Genomic DNA, 16,388 nt, shown 5'->3' on the forward strand with positions numbered 1-16,388 from the left:
GCTGTTACCAGCCGACCCATTTTATGGGTCGGTTTTTTTGCCTGAGATATTTTCAACAGGCAAAAAAAGCCGCCGCAATCACCGACTGCGGCGGCTTTTTAGTGATCGATTACTGCACGTAATCGAGCGACTGGCCCTGCGGCTCTTCACTTAGGCCAGGAACTTGCGGCACTACAGCAGTGCTGATTCCAATTTCGGCGGGTACACCCGTTTCTGCCACCACAACAGGGAACGCTTTTTCCTTGTCGATCTGAATAGTGTCTTCAAGCGCTTTGTGCTTGAGCACAAAGTTCATGAAACCAGCCCACTTTTGCTCTTTGTCTTCTTGCGTCAAATGCGACTTGTCGCTCTTGGCGAGCAGAGAACCGTCTTTGACGTTTAAGGGCTCGTGCACTTCCAGGTACACCTTGCCGCCACTTACACCCATCTTGTAGGGCTCGTTGATGATGCGAACAGGCGTTCCCACCGGCACCAGTTGCGACATTTGCAAGACGTTCTTGTTCAGCATGCGGAAACAGCCGTGGCTAGTGCCGGTGCCAATACCAAACTTGGCATTGGACCCATGGATCAGGTAACCCGGCATGCCCAGCGTAAACTTGAAAGGCCCCAAAGGGTTGTCTGGGCCGGCTGGCACCACGTTGGGCAACGGATCACCATTGCGGGCGTGTTCGGCCTTGATCGACGCGGGAGGCGTCCAGGTCGGGTTCGGTGTCTTGGCGGTGATGCGGGTCTGGCCCACTGGCGACCCCCAGCCCTCACGACCAATGCCCAGCGGAAAGGTATACACCTTGTTTTGATCCTTGGGGTAGTAATACAACCGGTATTCGGCCAGGTTGATCACGATCCCTTCCCGCTTGCCGGGGGGCAGGATGAACTGCGTCGGTAACACGATATCGGTGTCCACCAGCGTGCCGTCGGAATTCTTTTTGACCGGCAACCAGGCATCGATGCCCGGGTTGGCGGCAATCATCTCTGAATAGCCCAGCTCATGCTCATTGCCCAGATCTGCGAAAGAGTCTTCGTAGCGGCCCTTGATGATTTGTACTTGCCCGACGACGTCTTCACCGGGCGGCGGCAACGGAAATTCAAGAGCAGCAACAGGGCCTGCCACACACAGTGCGGCAACTGACAGACAACGGGTGACGGCAGGTAGGCGCGACAACATCCGGAACATCCTTCGCATAATCAACGGGGGACAAAAAGGGGAAAGTGTACACGCAGCCTGCCGGGTTCAGGAGGCGGCGTACCTCGCAAAAATGGTCAGACGAGGTAGATCATAGTTCAAAGCGCAATTCAGGCCAGATCGGCTCGGTGCCACGGCGCTGCGATTCAATGATTGCGCGGCACAGCGGACACAGACGGTGGTCTTGAAATACCTTGCGCGTCACGTCCGACCAGCGCGGCTGCGCAGGCAGCAACGAGCCGCATAACGTACGGTCGATGGTGCCTCCCAGCTCCAATTGACGCGTCACCAGATGCACCCGTACCTCCTGGCAGGCGAACAAATCGAGCTGTTCGTCAGGCTCGATCAGTTGATAGGCATATAAAGACCAGGCAGGACGCGACATCGGGGGCTCCAAATCGGGGGGGCGCCACCTTAGCCGAAACGCTGCGACTAGAAAAGCATCAAAGCAACGGTTTTAGCACAGGCCACACATTATCCAGCAGACGCTTCTGTGCAGCGGCTGCAGGGTGCAAGCCATCTGCCTGCATCCACTGGGGATTGCCCCCGACGCCCTCAAGGAAAAACGGCACCAGCGCGATCTGTTTTTCAGCAGCCAGCTGCGTATAAACCTCGGCGAAGGCGTCGGTGTAACGTTTGCCATAATTGGGTGGCAACTTCATTCCTAACAGCAGCACCTTGGCGCCCGCGGTTTTGGCGCTATCGATCATACCGGCAAGATTTTGTTTCAATTGAGCCGGCAACTGACCGCGCAAGCCGTCATTACCCCCCAATTCGACAATCACCACATCCGGTTTATGCTCTGTAAGCAGCGCAGGCAAACGCGCAAGACCGCCCGCACTGGTATCACCACTGATAGACGCATTGACCACCTGATCGGGGTGACCTTCCTGTGCAAGTCGCTGCTCAAGCAAAGACACCCAGCCCAGCCGGGTATCCAGGCCGAAACCCGCGCTGATACTATCGCCGACGATCAAAATTGTTCCCGCCGCTGCGTTCTGCGCCATGCACATCAGGGCCAGAGCAGCACTTAAAAACCACACACGCATCGGATTCTCCATGGGCGAACGTATTCTCACCGCGCAGAACCTTAGCAAAGTGGTTCCCAGCGCGGAAGGCGAGTTAATCATCCTTCACCCGCTGAACCTCGAACTGCGTCAAGGCGACAGCCTGGCCATCGTCGGCGCATCCGGCTCTGGCAAATCCACACTGCTGGGATTATTGGCCGGGCTCGACCTGCCCAGTGCAGGCGAAGTCATCCTCGCAGGGCGCGCGTTGAGCACCTTGGACGAAGACCAGCGCGCCAGGGTTCGCGCCGAACATGTCGGCTTTGTGTTTCAGTCCTTTCAACTGCTCGACAGCCTTAACGCACTGGAAAACGTCATGTTGCCGATGGAGCTGGAAGGCCGCAAAGATGCCCGCGAACACGCCCGCCACCTGTTGGAGCGCGTCGGACTGGGTCAGCGCCTGAGCCATTCACCGCGCCAACTGTCCGGCGGGGAACAGCAACGCGTGGCCATCGCCCGCGCGTTCGCCGCCGAACCCGATGTGTTGTTCGCTGATGAACCCACCGGCAACCTCGACAGTCACACGGGTGAGCGCATCACCGATCTACTCTTTGAGCTCAATCAAGAGCGTGGCACCACGCTGGTGCTGGTGACTCACGACGAACGCCTGGCACACCGCTGCCGGCGCCTGATCCGCCTTGAAGCCGGCCAGTTGGTCGGCCCTCTGGAGCCTTGATGGCACGTTTGCCCCTGCTACGCCTGTTGAGCCTTGCCATCCGCCAGCTGCTGCGCGATGCGCGGGCAGGCGAACTGCGCGTTCTGTTCTTCGCCCTGCTGGTGGCGGTGGCGGCGAGTACCGCCATCGGTTATTTCGGTGCGCGCCTGAACGGCGCAATGCTGCTGCGAGCCACAGAGTTCCTTGGCGCCGATCTGGTACTCGATGGCACCTCCCCCGCTCGTGACGAACAAGTTCGCTTAGGGAAGGAATTGGGCCTTAAACACGCGCGGATCGTAGAGTTCTCCAGTGTGATTGCCACCGACAACGGTATTCAACTGTCCAGCATCAAGGCCGCAGACGATGCCTATCCCTTACGCGGCGAACTGAAAAGCGCAGCACAACCTTACGCTCAAGAGCAGCCCGGCGGCGGCCCGAAACCGGGTGAGGCCTGGGCCGAATCACGCCTGCTGACAGCACTGGACCTCAAGGTCGGTGATCCGATCGAGGTGGGTTCAAAAACGGTGCGCATCACCCGCGTTCTGACTTACGAACCCGACCGGGCTGGCAACCTTTACAGCCTGACCCCACGGGTACTCATCAACCTGGATGACTTGGACGCCACCGGCATCGTACAGCCCGGTAGCCGGGTCAATTTCCGCGAGCTGTGGAGCGGCGAAGCACCCGCGCTGGCGTCCTATCGCCAAGTCATACAGCCCGGACTCGATGCCAACCAACGTTTGCTGGACGCTCGCGACGGCAATCAGCAAATCGGCGGCGCGTTGGGCAAGGCCGAGCGCTACCTGAACATGGCCAGTCTGGTCGCCGTATTGCTGGCGGGCGTTGCCGTGGCACTGTCGGCCACCCGTTTTGCCAATCGCCGCTTCGATGCCAGCGCGCTGCTGCGCTGCCTGGGGTTGTCCCGCCGCGAAACGCTAATCCTGTTTGCCCTGCAGCTCACCGTGCTCGGGTTGCTGGCCAGTGTGGCAGGCGCGTTGACGGGCTGGCTCGCGCAGCTCGGTTTGTTCGCCTTGCTCCATGATTTATTGCCCGCCGACGTACCGCCGGGCGGCCTGCTACCTGCCCTTGCCGGCATGGGAACCGGGCTGGTGGCGCTGGCAGGTTTCGCCTTGCCGCCGCTGGCCGCGCTGGGACGAGTACCTCCGCTGAGGGTGTTGCGTCGCGACCTGCTGCCCATCCCCGCCAGCACCTGGAGCATCTATGGCGCGGCCCTGCTCGCGCTTGGGCTGATCATGTGGCGCATGAGCCTTGATCTGGTCCTGACATTTGCCCTGCTGGGTGGCGGTATTCTGGCCGCACTGGGTTTGGGCGGCTTGTTGCTAATGGGCCTGCAAAGTCTGCGCCGTCTATTGGCGGGCGCCTCGTTACCGTGGCGACTCGGGCTGGGACAACTGCTGCGCCACCCGCTGGCGGCCGCCGGTCAAGCCTTGGCGTTCGGGCTGATTCTGCTGTCGATGGCGCTGATTGCCCTGTTACGCGGGGAACTGCTGGACACGTGGCAAAACCAACTCCCCAAAGACGCGCCCAATTACTTTGCGCTTAACATCCTGCCTGCTGACAAAGACGCTTTTGGGGCGCGACTGATGCAACTGCAAGCCAAGGCCGCGCCGCTTTATCCCGTCGTACCGGGTCGCTTGATCAGCATCAATGGTGAAGCCGTGCAGGGCCTCGTAAGCAAGGACTCCAGCGGCGACAAAGCCATTCAACGCGACTTGAGCCTGACCTGGGCGGCTAACCTGCCCGCGGGCAATGAATTGACAACGGGCCAATGGTGGACCCAACAACCCGGCGACGGCATTCCCGGCGTTTCGGTCGAGGCCAAAGTGGCCCAAAGCCTCAAACTGAAACTGGGTGACCACCTGACCTTCAGCGTCGGCGGTGCCCGGCGTGAAGCACAAGTCACCAGCCTGCGCAGCATCAACTGGGACAATTTCCAACCCAACTTCTTCATGATCTTCCAGCCTGGCACTTTGCAGGACTTGCCGGCCACCTACCTGACCAGTTTCTATCTGGCGCCGGGCCATGACCGGGAAATCATCGAACTGTCCCGCCGTTTCCCGGCGGTGACGATTTTGCCCATTGAAGCCCTGTTGGCCCAACTGCGCAGCATCCTTGCGCAAGTCACCATCGCAGTCGAATACGTGCTGTTGTTTGTGCTGGCAGCCGGTATGGCGGTGCTGTTTTCTGGCTTGCAATCCACCCTGGACGAACGCATTCGCCAGGGCGCTTTGCTCCGTGCACTGGGGGCCCAGCGCACGCTGTTAATCAAGGCGCGCCGGATCGAGTTTGGCCTGCTCGGCGCCACCAGCGGGCTACTCGCCGCCATCGGCGCCGAACTGGTCAGTCTGGTGCTGTACCGCTTTGCGTTCGATCTGCCATGGCACCCGCACCCGTGGCTATTGTTGCTGCCAGTGGCGGGCGCCTTGATGGTGGGTGCCGCAGGTGTCTTCGGTACACGCAAAGCCCTCAATACCAGCCCGCTGACAGTGCTGCGCGAGGGCTGATAGACTCGCGACCTTCTCCCCCAATGGATTGCCCATGAGCCGCTATCGCCCACCACGCCCTGCTGGCACCGCGCTGATCACTCCCGAAGGTGAAGCGCGGATGCGGGCCGAGCTGCACGAGTTGTGGCACGTGCGTCGTCCCCAGGTCACGCAATCTGTCAGCGAGGCCGCAGCGCAGGGCGATCGCTCTGAAAACGCCGAATATACGTACGGCAAAAAGATGCTGCGTGAAATCGACAGCCGTGTGCGATTCCTGACCAAGCGTCTCGAAAGTCTCAAAGTGGTAAGTGACAAGCCCAGCGATCCTAATAAGGTGTATTTCGGTGCTTGGGTCACGATTGAGGATGAAGACGGCAAACACGCGCGCTACCGCATTGTCGGCCCGGATGAACTGGATTTGAAACAGGGGTTGATCAGCATCGACTCACCACTGGCCCGCGCATTAATCGGCAAGCCGCTGGATGCTCAAGTGCAAGTCCAGACCCCTACCGGCGAACAATGGGTGTGTATCGTGGCGATCGACTACCCCTGATGTAAAGCGCCTGCTAAAGATGTAGCCACATATGTATTAGCCATTCATCCATTCATTCCAGTTCTATGCTCAGGTTAATCAACCAACGGTCATTCAAGGAGTGAAAGACCATGAGCACGAAGAACAACCGTTACTGGATGAGTGACGTTCCCGGCCTACAACATTTGCATATTGGCGAACTCATATTGCCAGGCAGCCATGACTCCGGGAGCGACAAGGAAGCGCCTAACTTCCAGTGGCCACAAGCGATTACCCAAGACGTATCCCCCAAGAAACAGCTGGAGGATGGCATCCGGGCACTGGATTTAAGGGTGGCGTTCTACGCCAAGTACCCAGTCGCAGACGCGCGACGCTTTCAGTTATTCCACGGCACATCATCGGGCCGTACAGTCGAGCACGACATCCTGCAGATGCTCAGGCAATTCTACGCAGACAAACAATCGCAAAAAGAAATCGTTGTGCTGGATTTCCACGAGTTCCGGGACTTCACACCCCAAGCCCACGAAGAGCTGCAAGCGCTAATCTCAAAGGTGCTCGGCACATTGATCATCCCGGAAAAATGCGCTCGGTTAACACTTGAGGCGCTATGGAAAGAACACCCGGGCGCAACGGTCGTGGCGGCCTACAATCACGACACTGACTCGCCGCTGCTGTGGCGAGGCGTGGACCAACGCTGGAGCGGTGAAAACCTGATATCCACCCATCACCTCAAACGCTTTATGGACAGCACGCTCGATCGGTATAAAAGCCCTTATAAACTCGTTGCCATCCAGTGCGCCAAGTATGTATTACCGCTGCATGTTCCCGATGATTTCAGTGACAAAGTCAATACCTGGTTCAAATCGGACAATGCAGAAAGTTATATACAACACTTTTTTATCATCAACACCGACTGGGCAACACGCAGCGAACTGGTGAATCATTGCAAACATGCCAATGAAATAAGAGCTCACCAACAGCGCTCATAAGGGTGTGCGCCAAGTAATTCATATAAAGACTTGGCGCAGAGACGCTTTAACGCAACGTAATCAGCCCTTGGCGAGAAACGCGTACCAGGTTGTGGATGACGGCCTCGGCCTGGTGTGGACGGGGTGACTGAATCACGGCCAAGTCAAAGCTGTCATTGGCAAACCGCGCTAAAGCGTCACCCTCTTCCACAAACTGAATCAAAAACGCCGAAGCCCGACCTTTCCTGCGCGGCCAACCGTCCAAATAGCGCAACAGCGTGGGCTGATGTTTGCCACCCAGGAGGATTTTAGGATTACGAAAAGTTTGATTGGCCGTGATCGGCGCGAGACGTACAAGGGGACGTGGCTGACTCATTTATCGGGTTCTCCGCCTCAGGATTCTGCGTGGCAGGTGAGAGGCAACACCGAACCAGCGCTTTAGCGGTATTTCAAGGCCTGTTACCGGCCTCTTGGGTGATCAGTCGAACACCCGGCGCCCCGCAAGTAGCTGTTTAAATCGGCGCAAGAAAACATCCTAGATAAACCCGGTTACAGCTGTCAAGAATCACGTTCCGGGGCGATCAGCGACGCAGAGAATCAAGAACACAGGCAAGCCTGCTCGACGCGTCCTTTTGCACAAGAGCGAGCAGGCTTCATGGCTTACTTGTTGGCAATCGCCTGATCCAGTGACAGCTTGCCAGCGCCCTCGATTAAAACGGCCAACGTACCGCCCAGCAAGGCCAGCGCAAACTCATAGCCGTTGTTGGCCATGAACAGACCGTTGCTGATATGCACCGTGAAAATCGCCACCAGTAACGTGAAGGTCAGCCCCAACGCTGCAGGCCGGGCCAACAAACCGATAATTAGCGCCAGACCGCCGAAGAACTCCGTGCCGCCCGAGAGCAGTGCCATCAATGTTCCCGGCGCCAGGCCAATGCTTTCCATCCACTGCGCTGTGCCCGCCAGCCCACCGCCACCGAACCAGCCAAAGAGTTTTTGCGAACCGTGGGCAGCGAAGATGATCCCGACCAGAACGCGCAAAACAGTCAAGCCGTAGCCCGCGTGAGTCCCCAAAACGGTATGGGTGAATTTGTTCATGGTGCAGTCCTTTTGTTAATCAGGTTGGGATGTGCCGCCATACTAATCAGTTTTTAGAATGTTAATAGCCGAATAAATCCAAGATAACTATCAGTTATTTCGATTATTTTCGAAGTGCCAGCTTCGGCTCATCAGGCTCCAATGAGTCGCGCTCCCGATCGAAGGCCAAAAAGTATTTATTCACACTATTAACATAGCTGACCGCCCCCATTCCCACCTGCTCCATGGCAATGCGCTCAACCTGAAAGAACCATTGGTTGGGGTTCAACCCCCGGCGTTTAGCCTCGGCGCGCATGCCTTGCACGCGCTCGGGGCCCATGTTGTAGGCCGCCAGTACAAACGCCATGCGCTCGCGTTCATTCAACTTGGGGCTGGCAAAGAACTTGCGCCGAATCATCGCCAGGTATTTGGCCCCGGCCTGCACATTGTTATCGACGCTTTGAATGTTGTTGACCCCCACCCGTTGCGCCGCTGAAGGAGTGATTTGCAACAATCCCATGGCCCCGCCAGAGCCTTTGGCATTGGGGTTGAGTGTGGACTCCTTGAACGCCAACGCCGCCAGATTGAGCCAGTCCATGCCCTGTTGCCGGGCATGTTTTTGCAGCACCGGACGCAATTTTTCGAGCTTCTGCCGGTCAGCCCGCGCCAGCGGGTAGTGGACGCGATACAGGCGTCGATAGACGCGCTCAAATGCCACATTCTGATCGTCAGGGACGCTGTAGGTCGTCAAGAAACGGTCGATGCTGGCCCGCAACATCGAAGCATCGCGCCGCACATACCAGCGCATGGCACCTGGCTCGCTGACCAGTACTTTGCGATCAAAGCGCAGCTTGGGCATCAACGCGGCCCAACGCTCGGCAATCGGCTGCTCGACTAACGTCAAGTGGTAGATCTTGGCTTGCACCATCTCCAGCACATCTTCCACCGCCAGGGTCGGGTCCACCCATTCGATTTTCACGGGCGGCTGTTTGCGCAACGCCAGCTTTTGATTGATCACGTTCACCGCCGCCCCCGCGGCACTGCCCGTCGTCAATGCCACAGTGCGGCCCGACAACTGCTCAAGGCGGGTGAAACGCCGTTCGCCCTTGACGCCCACGAGGATCAGCGCCACGCGATCAATGATCGGCTCGCTCGGGCTCACGGCGTGGGTCGGCTTGACATCCAGCAGCTCGCCGGGCGCCATCAAATCGCCTTCGCCACGCAGCAGCGCGCCGAGCAGTTGATCCTTGGCTTTAGGGATGATTTTGAGGGTGATTTGCTGACCATTGCGCGCATGGCCATTGAGATAACGCTCGAAAGCGCGCAACCGATGGTATTCGACACCAATCGACTGCCCTTGGACTTCGCCCGAGCTGTTGCGGCTTTGATTGACCAGCACGCGCAACACTTGACTGCTGCGAATCTGCGCCAGATCGCGGACCTGACTCGGCTGCCCGGCCTGTAATGGCCCAGGCAGGCGTGCGGTTGCCATAGCAGGCAACAGCATCAGGCACAGCGCAATCCACAGCGTCAGTCTTGTCATCCGTTCTCCGCAAAGAAGACAGCCCTTCAGCGTGCCGGAATACCCGACAACCGGTCGCCCTTTAGGGCATCAGGTGCGCTGTGAGCGGTGTGCAATTGCGCGGTTACAGCGAACCCTGTACCGGGAATTGCGCAATTGCGGCATTCAAAGACAACCATAACTCTCTGTAGTTCTTGGTTTTTCTTATTAAATCTGCAGCTCTGATATGCTTCGCGGCCTGTGGCCTGAGGTAGCACCATGCAACTCATCGATATCGGCGTCAACCTGACCAACCCCAGCTTCGACGGCAAACATGAGGCCGTTCTGGAGCGTGCCTACGCTGCAGGCGTATGCCAATTGGTGCTCACGGGCACCAGCGTTGACGGCAGCGAACAAGCCTTGCAGCTGTGCCATGAGCAGGATGAAAGTGCCTTGCGGCTGTTTTCGACGGCGGGCATACACCCGCACTCGGCCAGCGACTGGAATGCCGACAGCGCCCGGCGTTTACACGCGTTGCTCAAAGAGCCACGGGTGCTTGCGGTGGGCGAATGCGGTCTGGACTTCAACCGTGATTTTTCGCCACGCCCGCAACAGGAAAAAGTGCTGGAAGAACAGTTGGCGATGGCGGTGGACTTGCAATTGCCTGTGTTTTTGCACGAGCGCGACGCCAATCAGCGTTTGCTGGAGATCCTGCGCGACTACCGCGACCGCCTGCCTGCTGCCGTGGTGCATTGTTTCACCGGCGAACAACGGGCGCTGTTCAGTTATCTGGACCTGGATTTACACATCGGCATCACCGGCTGGATCTGCGACGAACGCCGTGGTACGCATTTGCACCCACTGGTGCGCAACATTCCTCGCGGTCGCCTGATGCTGGAGAGTGACGCGCCGTATTTACTGCCCCGCACGCTGCGCCCTAAACCCAAAAATGGCCGCAACGAACCGGCTTATCTCCCTGAAGTGCTGCGTGAAGTCGCACTGCACCGAGGTGAAACACAAGCCGATCTGGCCGCACACAGCACTGCCTGTGCCCGCACCTTTTTTAGTTTACCGGCCATCCATCACGATTAAGGCGCCGGAGGGACCGTAAGCAGGCTGGCGCCCTTGACCCACATCAACAAGATCGCCATGGTTTGGCGGCACAATGATGGCACCTTGCCAATATTGTTTCCGCCAAATCAGAGAAGACCTTCCATGGGTGCCTGGCTTAGCAACATCTCGCTCAAATACAAGTTCTGGGCCGTCAACGCGGTGGCCTTCGTCACCACGCTGTTGCTGGTCCTCTACGCCGTGCAGCTCGAACAGCAGTCGCGCAGCGACGCCGCTCAAGCCAACGCCCATGCGCAGGCACAATTGCTAAGTGCCTGGCCGCGCGGCCAAGCCTTGCCCACTGTCGACTTTTTGCTACCGATAACTCCCGGCCAAGTCCCGACGGTGGACGAACAACCCCTGCCGCAGCTCAGTGATGCCAATGGCTGGGTGTCCATCCACCACCTGCCGTTCTTTGGCGAAAATCCACTGCTGGGCGCCGAGGTCGTCACCCGCCCTGACGGTGAGCGGGTTGCCGTGCTGGCCTACGCGCCAAGCCTGGCGCACGTGTTTGTCGAGCGTCTGGCTAATTACGCCGTCGCGGTGTTCGTGCTGATGTTGGCGATGCTCTGCGCTTCGCAACTATTGATTCAGTTCTTGCTCAGCCAGCTCAATACGCTCAAGGACGTGATGTTGCACGTCGAAAAAACCGGTGACTTGTCGGCCCGCGTGCCCTTGGCCTGCACCGACGAAGTCGGGCAAATGGCCGGCGCCTTCAATGCCATGCAAGCCGGTTACCAACGTATCGTGCAGACCGTGGCCGACACCGCCGCACAACTGGATGCAGGCGCCGCGCGACTGGCCAGCAGCATGGACGAGGTGCGTCATGGCATGCTCGGCCAGCAAAGCGAAACCGATCAGGCCGCCACCGCCATCAATGAAATGTCAGCCACGGTCTATCACATTGCCCAGCACGCAGGCGCCACCCGTGACCTGTCGCAAACCGCCGACACCCTCGCCGGCAGCGGCCAGCAAGTGGTCAGCCGGGTCCAGGACTCCATCGCCAGCCTGTCCAGCGGCGTGCAGCAAACCGCCGAGATGATTCAGCAACTGGCTCAAGACAGTCAGAAAATTAACAGCGTGGTCAGCGTGATTCACAGCATTGCCGAACAGACCAACCTGCTGGCCCTCAATGCGGCGATTGAGGCTGCCCGGGCAGGCGAGATGGGGCGCGGGTTTGCCGTGGTGGCCGATGAGGTGCGCAACCTTGCCAAGCGTGTACAGGCCTCCACAGACGAAATCACCACCATGGTCTCGGCCTTGCAAGCCGGCACCCGTGATGCCGTGGACTTCATGCAGGAAAGCTCGTTCAAGGCCGACGACTGCGTGCAACAGGCGCAGGAGGCAGGCGAAGCACTGGCGGAAATTACCAGTGCCGTCGCCCAGATGCGCGAGAGCAACACCCAAATTGCAGTGGCCGCCGAACAACAAAGCCAGGTGGCTGAAGAAATGAACCGTGCTGTGGTCAGCATCCGCGACGTGACTGAAAACACCGTGCAACAAACCGTCGACTCGGCCACCACCAGCAATCAACTGGCGACCCTGGCCGGTGAGTTAAACCGGGCCATCGGTCAGTTAAAGCTATAAGGCCAATAGCCATTGTCGATTCGCCGTGCGCCTTGCACGGGCCTATTCTCTGTTCATCCGGTTCAGCCAACGCTGAACCCTTGAACAAGGAGTGCAATCATGGGCAAACGTCATCCCAACCTACCTGCCTGGCAATGGCGCTCGAACCCGCAGAGCCACGCAGGCGCCACGCATCAGGCCATTGACCTGATGGCTGTCGCATTGATGGTTGTGGCCTTTCTGCTTCTGGCCTCAGGCATTTTCAGTGGCAACGCCACCAGTGCTGTGATTGGCCTGGTGACGCTGTTTGCGGCTACCCGCCTGCAACACCAGCGTCGCAAGGCGCAGGACGGGCCACACAGTCAGGCGTTCTGATCAGCCAAACACCGTGACTGTCTGGCGGCTGATCGCAATCAAGTCGCCCTCTGGCGACCACAGATTAGCCGCCACATGGCCATAACCATCCTGCGCATGCTCGATCACAGCCAGGTATTTGCACCACTCAAGGGTGCTGATGTGAACAAGCGGCTGCACAAACTCAATGGTCCAGGTCAAGGTGCTACCGGCTGCCGGCTTGCCCAGCAACGGCAGCAAGGCCGGGGGCCAGGCATCGACCAGGGCCAGTACGTGGGTTTCGGTCAGGGGCTCGTCCTTGACCTCGCCTGCAAACCGCACCCAGCCGCCCATTTCACGCCCGCCTTTACCGGTAAACGGTAAGGCTCCCACCGCCCAACCCATCGACAAATGCCGCATGAATTCCGGTGTAATGCCTTTGATATAGGGCAACAGTGGGCAGCCCTCGACGGGTTTCATGTCCGGCGCGGGCAGGCTTTGCATGTTGACGGTCGACTCGCGTGACGCGCCGAAGCTGCCCTGCACGAGGGTCACCACCTGGCCCTGTTGCAGCACCCTGCCCAGCACCTGAGTGACGGCTTTGCCTTCACGCAGCACGTCGACTTCAAAGCTGACGGGGTCATCCGGCGCCACAGGTCCAACGAAGGTTACGGACAGCGAGCGCAAGGCACGCTGCGCAGGCACCCGCGCGCGCATGGCTTCATATTGCAAGGCCACCATCAAGCCACCAAACGTTGCGCGCCCCTGCCCCCAGTCAGCCGGGATGGTGACGGACGACGGATTATCACGGACCGCCGCAACCAATTCAGAAAACTGCATGAACACCTCGAAACCGATGATTAGGGGCGAATACTACGCACCCGACAGGCACGGCACAGCGCTTGATTCGGCCAAATCATGAGTGAAAACAGGCTGCACTCAATTTGATCAACGCCCGGTCGGCGTCCTTTTCACCACGGGCCAGGGTCTCACGCCATGCCTGGACACAGGGCTGCAGGTCCGGCTGCTGCTCGGCTTGCAGCAACCACTGCCAGGCATCGTGCCAGTCGCCCAAGGCTTTTTGCGCCACTTTGAGCCGTGCCAGTACCCTCGGCGGCAAGCAATCAAGTTCGGGATAGGCTTCGGCGGCGTAGCGCACGCGCTTGATCAAAAGGCGTACACGGTGCCGGTCATGGCCGGGATCATTCAGCGCTTTTTCGAGGGCCTGCCATTGTTTTTCAAGCACCTTTTCGATGCGTTGACGCAAACCGCGCATCAGCCCTTCGCGCTGTGCGGCCCGCAGAAAGCGCGGGAAGACGTCGAGGATCATCAGCAGTTGCGCCAATTGCGCGCTCTCGGCAACAGCGCCATAACTGCCGGCCAGCTGTGACAGCCGACGCTCAGCCAACTGCACATACCCCTGTTGGCGCAGGTACGCCGCCAGGACTTCCAGATCGCGTAATGGCGTCGTCAGGGCGCCCACTTGCGACGCCGCCATTTCCAGCTGGACCACGCCCGGCAAGCCGCGCAAGGGCCTGAGCAAACTGCGCAGGCGGCGCACCGTAGTGCGCAAATCGTGCAACGCCTCAGGGTCGGTTTCGGCCTGCAAGCGCGCCTGACAGGCCAGTAACCTGACCTCCAGACGCACAATGTTCGCCACAATCCTGTCAACCCAATCAGACATCCATCCCCTCCCCGTCCCGCACCGGCTTAACGACCTGCGCGCGACTCACGAATATAGAAACGCGCTTTCTCGGCTTTTTTCGAGCAGCCTTCAAACGCCTCGAACTGTTGTTGCGTTTTAGCCCCGGTCAGCAATGACAGAGCCTTGGAGTAACTGATAGTGCCGGCAAAACCTTCGGCCTTGGCCAGGTCCAGCTCGTGCCAGGCCGCATCCAGCTGCGTCGCGCAACTGTCACGATAGGCCGTTTTGCCCGCACAACCGGCCAGCATCAACGCCATCAACGGCACACAGATCAGCGCTTTCATGGACATATCCTCGAACAAATAATATTAATCAGAGGCTAAGACGCAAAAGCATGCAGAAAGTGCCCCGCCCCAGCGCGCCCTCTTTGCAAGACTAGCTTGCCCATTCAGGAAAAGGCATTGCATTGTTAGCACCTTACTGCCAAGGATTGATTCATGAAAAAGCGCGTTGCGTTGGTGTTGGGCTCGGGTGGCGCCCGCGGGTATGCCCACATTGGTGTCATTGAAGAACTCGAACGCCGTGGCTACGACATCGCCTGTATTGCCGGGTGCTCGATGGGCGCCGTGGTAGGCGGCATTTACGCGGCCGGTAAGCTTGATCTGTACCGCGACTGGATTCAAAGCCTGGATTATCTCGATGTGTTGCGGCTGGTTGACGTGAGCTTTCGCCTGGGCGCCATTCGCGGCGAAAAAGTGTTCGGCCAAATCCGCAACATCGTCGGTGAAATCAACATCGAAGACTTGCGCATCCCTTACACCGCCGTGGCCACGGACCTGACCCACCAACAGGAAATCTGGTTTCAGGAAGGCTGCCTGCATCAGGCAATGCGGGCGTCAGCGGCGATCCCCAGCCTGTTTACCCCGGTGATGCAAGGCAACCGCATGCTGGTAGACGGCGGCCTGCTCAACCCGCTGCCCATCGTCCCGGTGGTCTCCAGCCATTGCGACCTGATCATCGCCGTCAACCTGAACTCCACCAGCCAAAACTGCTACCAGTTGCCCGTCATTCAACGTGCCCCGGCGTTTAAAAGCCGTTTCGACAACCTGATGAACTCCCTCGGCTCACACATGCCGTTTCGTACTAAACATGCAAACGACCTGCTGGAGCTCGAGCAAGAGCTGCTCAAGCCTGCCCCGGATGCCGCGCTCAATCCCTGGATCGAATCGTCCCGGCCCGACGGTCAGCAACCGGCCGCCGCGCCGACCCACGAAGGCGCGCCCAAGTCAGCCTCGGGCTCGTTCATCATCGACAACGTCGGCCCGGCGTCGCTGCTGGATTTGATCAACCAGAGTTTCGAAGTCATGCAGACCTCACTGGCGCAATACAAAATCGCCGGTTACCCGCCCGACATCCTGATTAACGTGCCCAAGCGGGTGTGCCGTTTTTTCGAGTTTTACAAAGCGCCCGAACTGATCGCTTTAGGCCGCGAAATTGCCAGCGACACACTGGACCGCTACGAGCGTGAAGCCCACTAAGCGTCCAGCAAACGATAGCCCACGCCCGGTTCGGTCACGATAAAGCGCGGGCAGGTCGGGTCATCTGCCAGCTTTTGTCGCAGATGACCGACCACGATGCGCAGGTAATGGCTGTTCTCCACATGGGTCGGCCCCCAAATATCCTTAAGCAATTGTTGCTGGGTAATGACCCGCCCCGGATGGCGCGCCAACTGCGCCAGCACCGCATATTCCTTGCGCGTCAGGGCGACTTCGGCACCCTCGAGCAGCACACGGCGATACGCCAGATCCACGGTCAGTGGCCCAACCTCGACCGCCGATTGTTGCAATTCACCCACGGGGATCTGGCGCAATAACGCACGGATGCGCGCCAAAAACTCCTGAATCCCGAACGGTTTGGTCACGTAGTCATTGGCGCCGCCATCCAGCGCCTGGACCTTTTGCGCTTCGCTGGCCCGCACCGACAGCACCAGTACCGGCACGCCCGACCATTCGCGAAATTCGCGCAGCACCTGCTGGCCGTCCATGTCCGGCAAACCGAGATCCAGCACCAGGACATCCGGTTTTTGCAGCGCGGCCAGGCTCAAGCCTTCGGCACCCGTGGCCGCTTCCAGCACCTGGTACCCCTGAGACACCAGGCTGATACGCAAAAACTTGCGGATCTGCGGTTCGTCATCAATGACCAGAACAGTTGTGGGTTGGCTCATGGCGTGGGTTCACCGTGCGAAGA

Annotated in this window: 18 protein-coding genes; 8 read left to right on the forward strand and 10 right to left on the reverse strand. The window is 59.0% G+C overall.

Annotated elements, in window-relative coordinates; all coding sequences use genetic code 11:
• Positions 1–109 precede the first annotated feature (109 nt).
• From HBN68_RS20885 to HBN68_RS20895, 3 genes are all read right to left on the reverse strand, one after another.
• Complete coding sequence (locus tag HBN68_RS20885; RefSeq protein ID WP_169965966.1) at positions 110–1,165, reverse strand: L,D-transpeptidase family protein; 1,056 nt, start codon at positions 1,163–1,165, stop codon at positions 110–112.
• Positions 1,166–1,274: 109 nt separating this feature from the next.
• Positions 1,275–1,568 (reverse strand): hypothetical protein, encoded by a 294-nt coding sequence (locus HBN68_RS20890; protein WP_003446817.1) that lies wholly within the window; start codon positions 1,566–1,568, stop codon positions 1,275–1,277.
• Positions 1,569–1,626: 58 nt separating this feature from the next.
• Positions 1,627–2,232 (reverse strand): arylesterase, encoded by a 606-nt coding sequence (locus HBN68_RS20895; protein WP_094994037.1) that lies wholly within the window; start codon positions 2,230–2,232, stop codon positions 1,627–1,629.
• 10 nt (positions 2,233–2,242) lie between these two features.
• Here HBN68_RS20895 and HBN68_RS20900 point away from each other — a divergent pair, with 10 nt between their 5' ends.
• The 4 genes from HBN68_RS20900 to HBN68_RS20915 all read left to right on the forward strand — a co-directional run bounded on the left by HBN68_RS20900 (position 2,243) and on the right by HBN68_RS20915 (position 6,930).
• On the forward strand, positions 2,243–2,926 hold the full coding sequence (locus tag HBN68_RS20900) for an ABC transporter ATP-binding protein (RefSeq protein WP_094994038.1): 684 nt from the start codon (positions 2,243–2,245) through the stop codon (positions 2,924–2,926).
• Entirely contained in the window at positions 2,926–5,430 is a 2,505-nt protein-coding gene (locus HBN68_RS20905; RefSeq protein ID WP_169965968.1) for an ABC transporter permease, read from the forward strand. Before HBN68_RS20900 ends, HBN68_RS20905 begins: the two co-directional genes overlap by 1 nt.
• Positions 5,431–5,464: 34 nt before the next feature.
• On the forward strand, positions 5,465–5,962 hold the full coding sequence (gene greB / locus HBN68_RS20910) for a transcription elongation factor GreB (protein WP_094994040.1): 498 nt from the start codon (positions 5,465–5,467) through the stop codon (positions 5,960–5,962).
• 110 nt (positions 5,963–6,072) lie between these two features.
• On the forward strand, positions 6,073–6,930 hold the full coding sequence (locus tag HBN68_RS20915) for a hypothetical protein (RefSeq protein WP_169965970.1): 858 nt from the start codon (positions 6,073–6,075) through the stop codon (positions 6,928–6,930).
• 46 nt (positions 6,931–6,976) lie between these two features.
• On the opposite strand, the gene HBN68_RS20920 is transcribed toward HBN68_RS20915, so the two are convergent.
• The 3 genes from HBN68_RS20920 to HBN68_RS20930 all read right to left on the reverse strand — a co-directional run bounded on the left by HBN68_RS20920 (position 6,977) and on the right by HBN68_RS20930 (position 9,529).
• On the reverse strand, positions 6,977–7,285 hold the full coding sequence (locus HBN68_RS20920; protein WP_094994042.1) for a hypothetical protein: 309 nt from the start codon (positions 7,283–7,285) through the stop codon (positions 6,977–6,979).
• A gap of 284 nt (positions 7,286–7,569) precedes the next feature.
• Positions 7,570–8,007: a DoxX family protein gene (locus HBN68_RS20925; protein WP_094994043.1), complete on the reverse strand. Its 438-nt coding sequence runs from the start codon at positions 8,005–8,007 to the stop codon at positions 7,570–7,572.
• 103 nt (positions 8,008–8,110) lie between these two features.
• Positions 8,111–9,529: a transglycosylase SLT domain-containing protein gene (locus HBN68_RS20930; protein WP_169965972.1), complete on the reverse strand. Its 1,419-nt coding sequence runs from the start codon at positions 9,527–9,529 to the stop codon at positions 8,111–8,113.
• 237 nt (positions 9,530–9,766) lie between these two features.
• Here HBN68_RS20930 and HBN68_RS20935 point away from each other — a divergent pair, with 237 nt between their 5' ends.
• From HBN68_RS20935 to HBN68_RS20945, 3 genes are all read left to right on the forward strand, one after another.
• Complete coding sequence (locus tag HBN68_RS20935) at positions 9,767–10,579, forward strand: TatD family hydrolase (protein ID WP_094994045.1); 813 nt, start codon at positions 9,767–9,769, stop codon at positions 10,577–10,579.
• Between the two features lie 123 nt (positions 10,580–10,702).
• On the forward strand, positions 10,703–12,184 hold the full coding sequence (locus HBN68_RS20940; RefSeq protein ID WP_169965974.1) for a methyl-accepting chemotaxis protein: 1,482 nt from the start codon (positions 10,703–10,705) through the stop codon (positions 12,182–12,184).
• Between the two features lie 99 nt (positions 12,185–12,283).
• On the forward strand, positions 12,284–12,538 hold the full coding sequence (locus HBN68_RS20945; protein ID WP_094994047.1) for a terminase: 255 nt from the start codon (positions 12,284–12,286) through the stop codon (positions 12,536–12,538).
• Here HBN68_RS20945 and HBN68_RS20950 read toward each other — a convergent pair whose 3' ends face one another.
• The 3 genes from HBN68_RS20950 to HBN68_RS20960 form a co-directional block, all read right to left on the reverse strand.
• Complete coding sequence (locus tag HBN68_RS20950) at positions 12,539–13,336, reverse strand: thioesterase family protein (RefSeq protein ID WP_094994048.1); 798 nt, start codon at positions 13,334–13,336, stop codon at positions 12,539–12,541.
• 76 nt (positions 13,337–13,412) lie between these two features.
• Complete coding sequence (locus HBN68_RS20955; protein ID WP_094994049.1) at positions 13,413–14,180, reverse strand: CHAD domain-containing protein; 768 nt, start codon at positions 14,178–14,180, stop codon at positions 13,413–13,415.
• A 26-nt stretch (positions 14,181–14,206) separates the two neighbouring features.
• Positions 14,207–14,485 carry a hypothetical protein gene (locus HBN68_RS20960; protein WP_047274136.1) on the reverse strand — a complete coding sequence of 93 codons (279 nt, stop codon included), beginning with the start codon at positions 14,483–14,485 and terminating at the stop codon, positions 14,207–14,209.
• A 153-nt stretch (positions 14,486–14,638) separates the two neighbouring features.
• Here HBN68_RS20960 and HBN68_RS20965 point away from each other — a divergent pair, with 153 nt between their 5' ends.
• Entirely contained in the window at positions 14,639–15,679 is a 1,041-nt protein-coding gene (locus HBN68_RS20965) for a patatin-like phospholipase family protein (RefSeq protein ID WP_094994050.1), read from the forward strand.
• Here HBN68_RS20965 and HBN68_RS20970 read toward each other — a convergent pair.
• Positions 15,676–16,365 (reverse strand): response regulator, encoded by a 690-nt coding sequence (locus HBN68_RS20970; RefSeq protein ID WP_094994051.1) that lies wholly within the window; start codon positions 16,363–16,365, stop codon positions 15,676–15,678. The two genes, HBN68_RS20965 and HBN68_RS20970, sit on opposite strands and share 4 nt — an antisense overlap.
• Positions 16,366–16,388: the final 23 nt, after the last annotated feature.

Source organism: Pseudomonas sp. WS 5078 (assembly GCF_012985745.1).
Taxonomy (GTDB): Bacteria; Pseudomonadota; Gammaproteobacteria; order Pseudomonadales; family Pseudomonadaceae; genus Aquipseudomonas; species Aquipseudomonas lundensis_A.

What these genes read in the sequence shown, in the direction of transcription:
- HBN68_RS20885 (WP_169965966.1), bottom strand. Translation starts at nt 1,165, where the DNA reads ATGTTGTCGCGCCTACCTGCCGTCACCCGTTGTCTGTCAGTTGCCGCA.
- HBN68_RS20890 (WP_003446817.1), bottom strand. Translation starts at nt 1,568, where the DNA reads ATGTCGCGTCCTGCCTGGTCTTTATATGCCTATCAACTGATCGAGCCT.
- HBN68_RS20895 (WP_094994037.1), bottom strand. Translation starts at nt 2,232, where the DNA reads ATGCGTGTGTGGTTTTTAAGTGCTGCTCTGGCCCTGATGTGCATGGCG.
- HBN68_RS20900 (WP_094994038.1), top strand. Translation starts at nt 2,243, where the DNA reads ATGGGCGAACGTATTCTCACCGCGCAGAACCTTAGCAAAGTGGTTCCC.
- HBN68_RS20905 (WP_169965968.1), top strand. Translation starts at nt 2,926, where the DNA reads ATGGCACGTTTGCCCCTGCTACGCCTGTTGAGCCTTGCCATCCGCCAG.
- greB (WP_094994040.1), top strand. Translation starts at nt 5,465, where the DNA reads ATGAGCCGCTATCGCCCACCACGCCCTGCTGGCACCGCGCTGATCACT.
- HBN68_RS20915 (WP_169965970.1), top strand. Translation starts at nt 6,073, where the DNA reads ATGAGCACGAAGAACAACCGTTACTGGATGAGTGACGTTCCCGGCCTA.
- HBN68_RS20920 (WP_094994042.1), bottom strand. Translation starts at nt 7,285, where the DNA reads ATGAGTCAGCCACGTCCCCTTGTACGTCTCGCGCCGATCACGGCCAAT.
- HBN68_RS20925 (WP_094994043.1), bottom strand. Translation starts at nt 8,007, where the DNA reads ATGAACAAATTCACCCATACCGTTTTGGGGACTCACGCGGGCTACGGC.
- HBN68_RS20930 (WP_169965972.1), bottom strand. Translation starts at nt 9,529, where the DNA reads ATGACAAGACTGACGCTGTGGATTGCGCTGTGCCTGATGCTGTTGCCT.
- HBN68_RS20935 (WP_094994045.1), top strand. Translation starts at nt 9,767, where the DNA reads ATGCAACTCATCGATATCGGCGTCAACCTGACCAACCCCAGCTTCGAC.
- HBN68_RS20940 (WP_169965974.1), top strand. Translation starts at nt 10,703, where the DNA reads ATGGGTGCCTGGCTTAGCAACATCTCGCTCAAATACAAGTTCTGGGCC.
- HBN68_RS20945 (WP_094994047.1), top strand. Translation starts at nt 12,284, where the DNA reads ATGGGCAAACGTCATCCCAACCTACCTGCCTGGCAATGGCGCTCGAAC.
- HBN68_RS20950 (WP_094994048.1), bottom strand. Translation starts at nt 13,336, where the DNA reads ATGCAGTTTTCTGAATTGGTTGCGGCGGTCCGTGATAATCCGTCGTCC.
- HBN68_RS20955 (WP_094994049.1), bottom strand. Translation starts at nt 14,180, where the DNA reads ATGTCTGATTGGGTTGACAGGATTGTGGCGAACATTGTGCGTCTGGAG.
- HBN68_RS20960 (WP_047274136.1), bottom strand. Translation starts at nt 14,485, where the DNA reads ATGAAAGCGCTGATCTGTGTGCCGTTGATGGCGTTGATGCTGGCCGGT.
- HBN68_RS20965 (WP_094994050.1), top strand. Translation starts at nt 14,639, where the DNA reads ATGAAAAAGCGCGTTGCGTTGGTGTTGGGCTCGGGTGGCGCCCGCGGG.
- HBN68_RS20970 (WP_094994051.1), bottom strand. Translation starts at nt 16,365, where the DNA reads ATGAGCCAACCCACAACTGTTCTGGTCATTGATGACGAACCGCAGATC.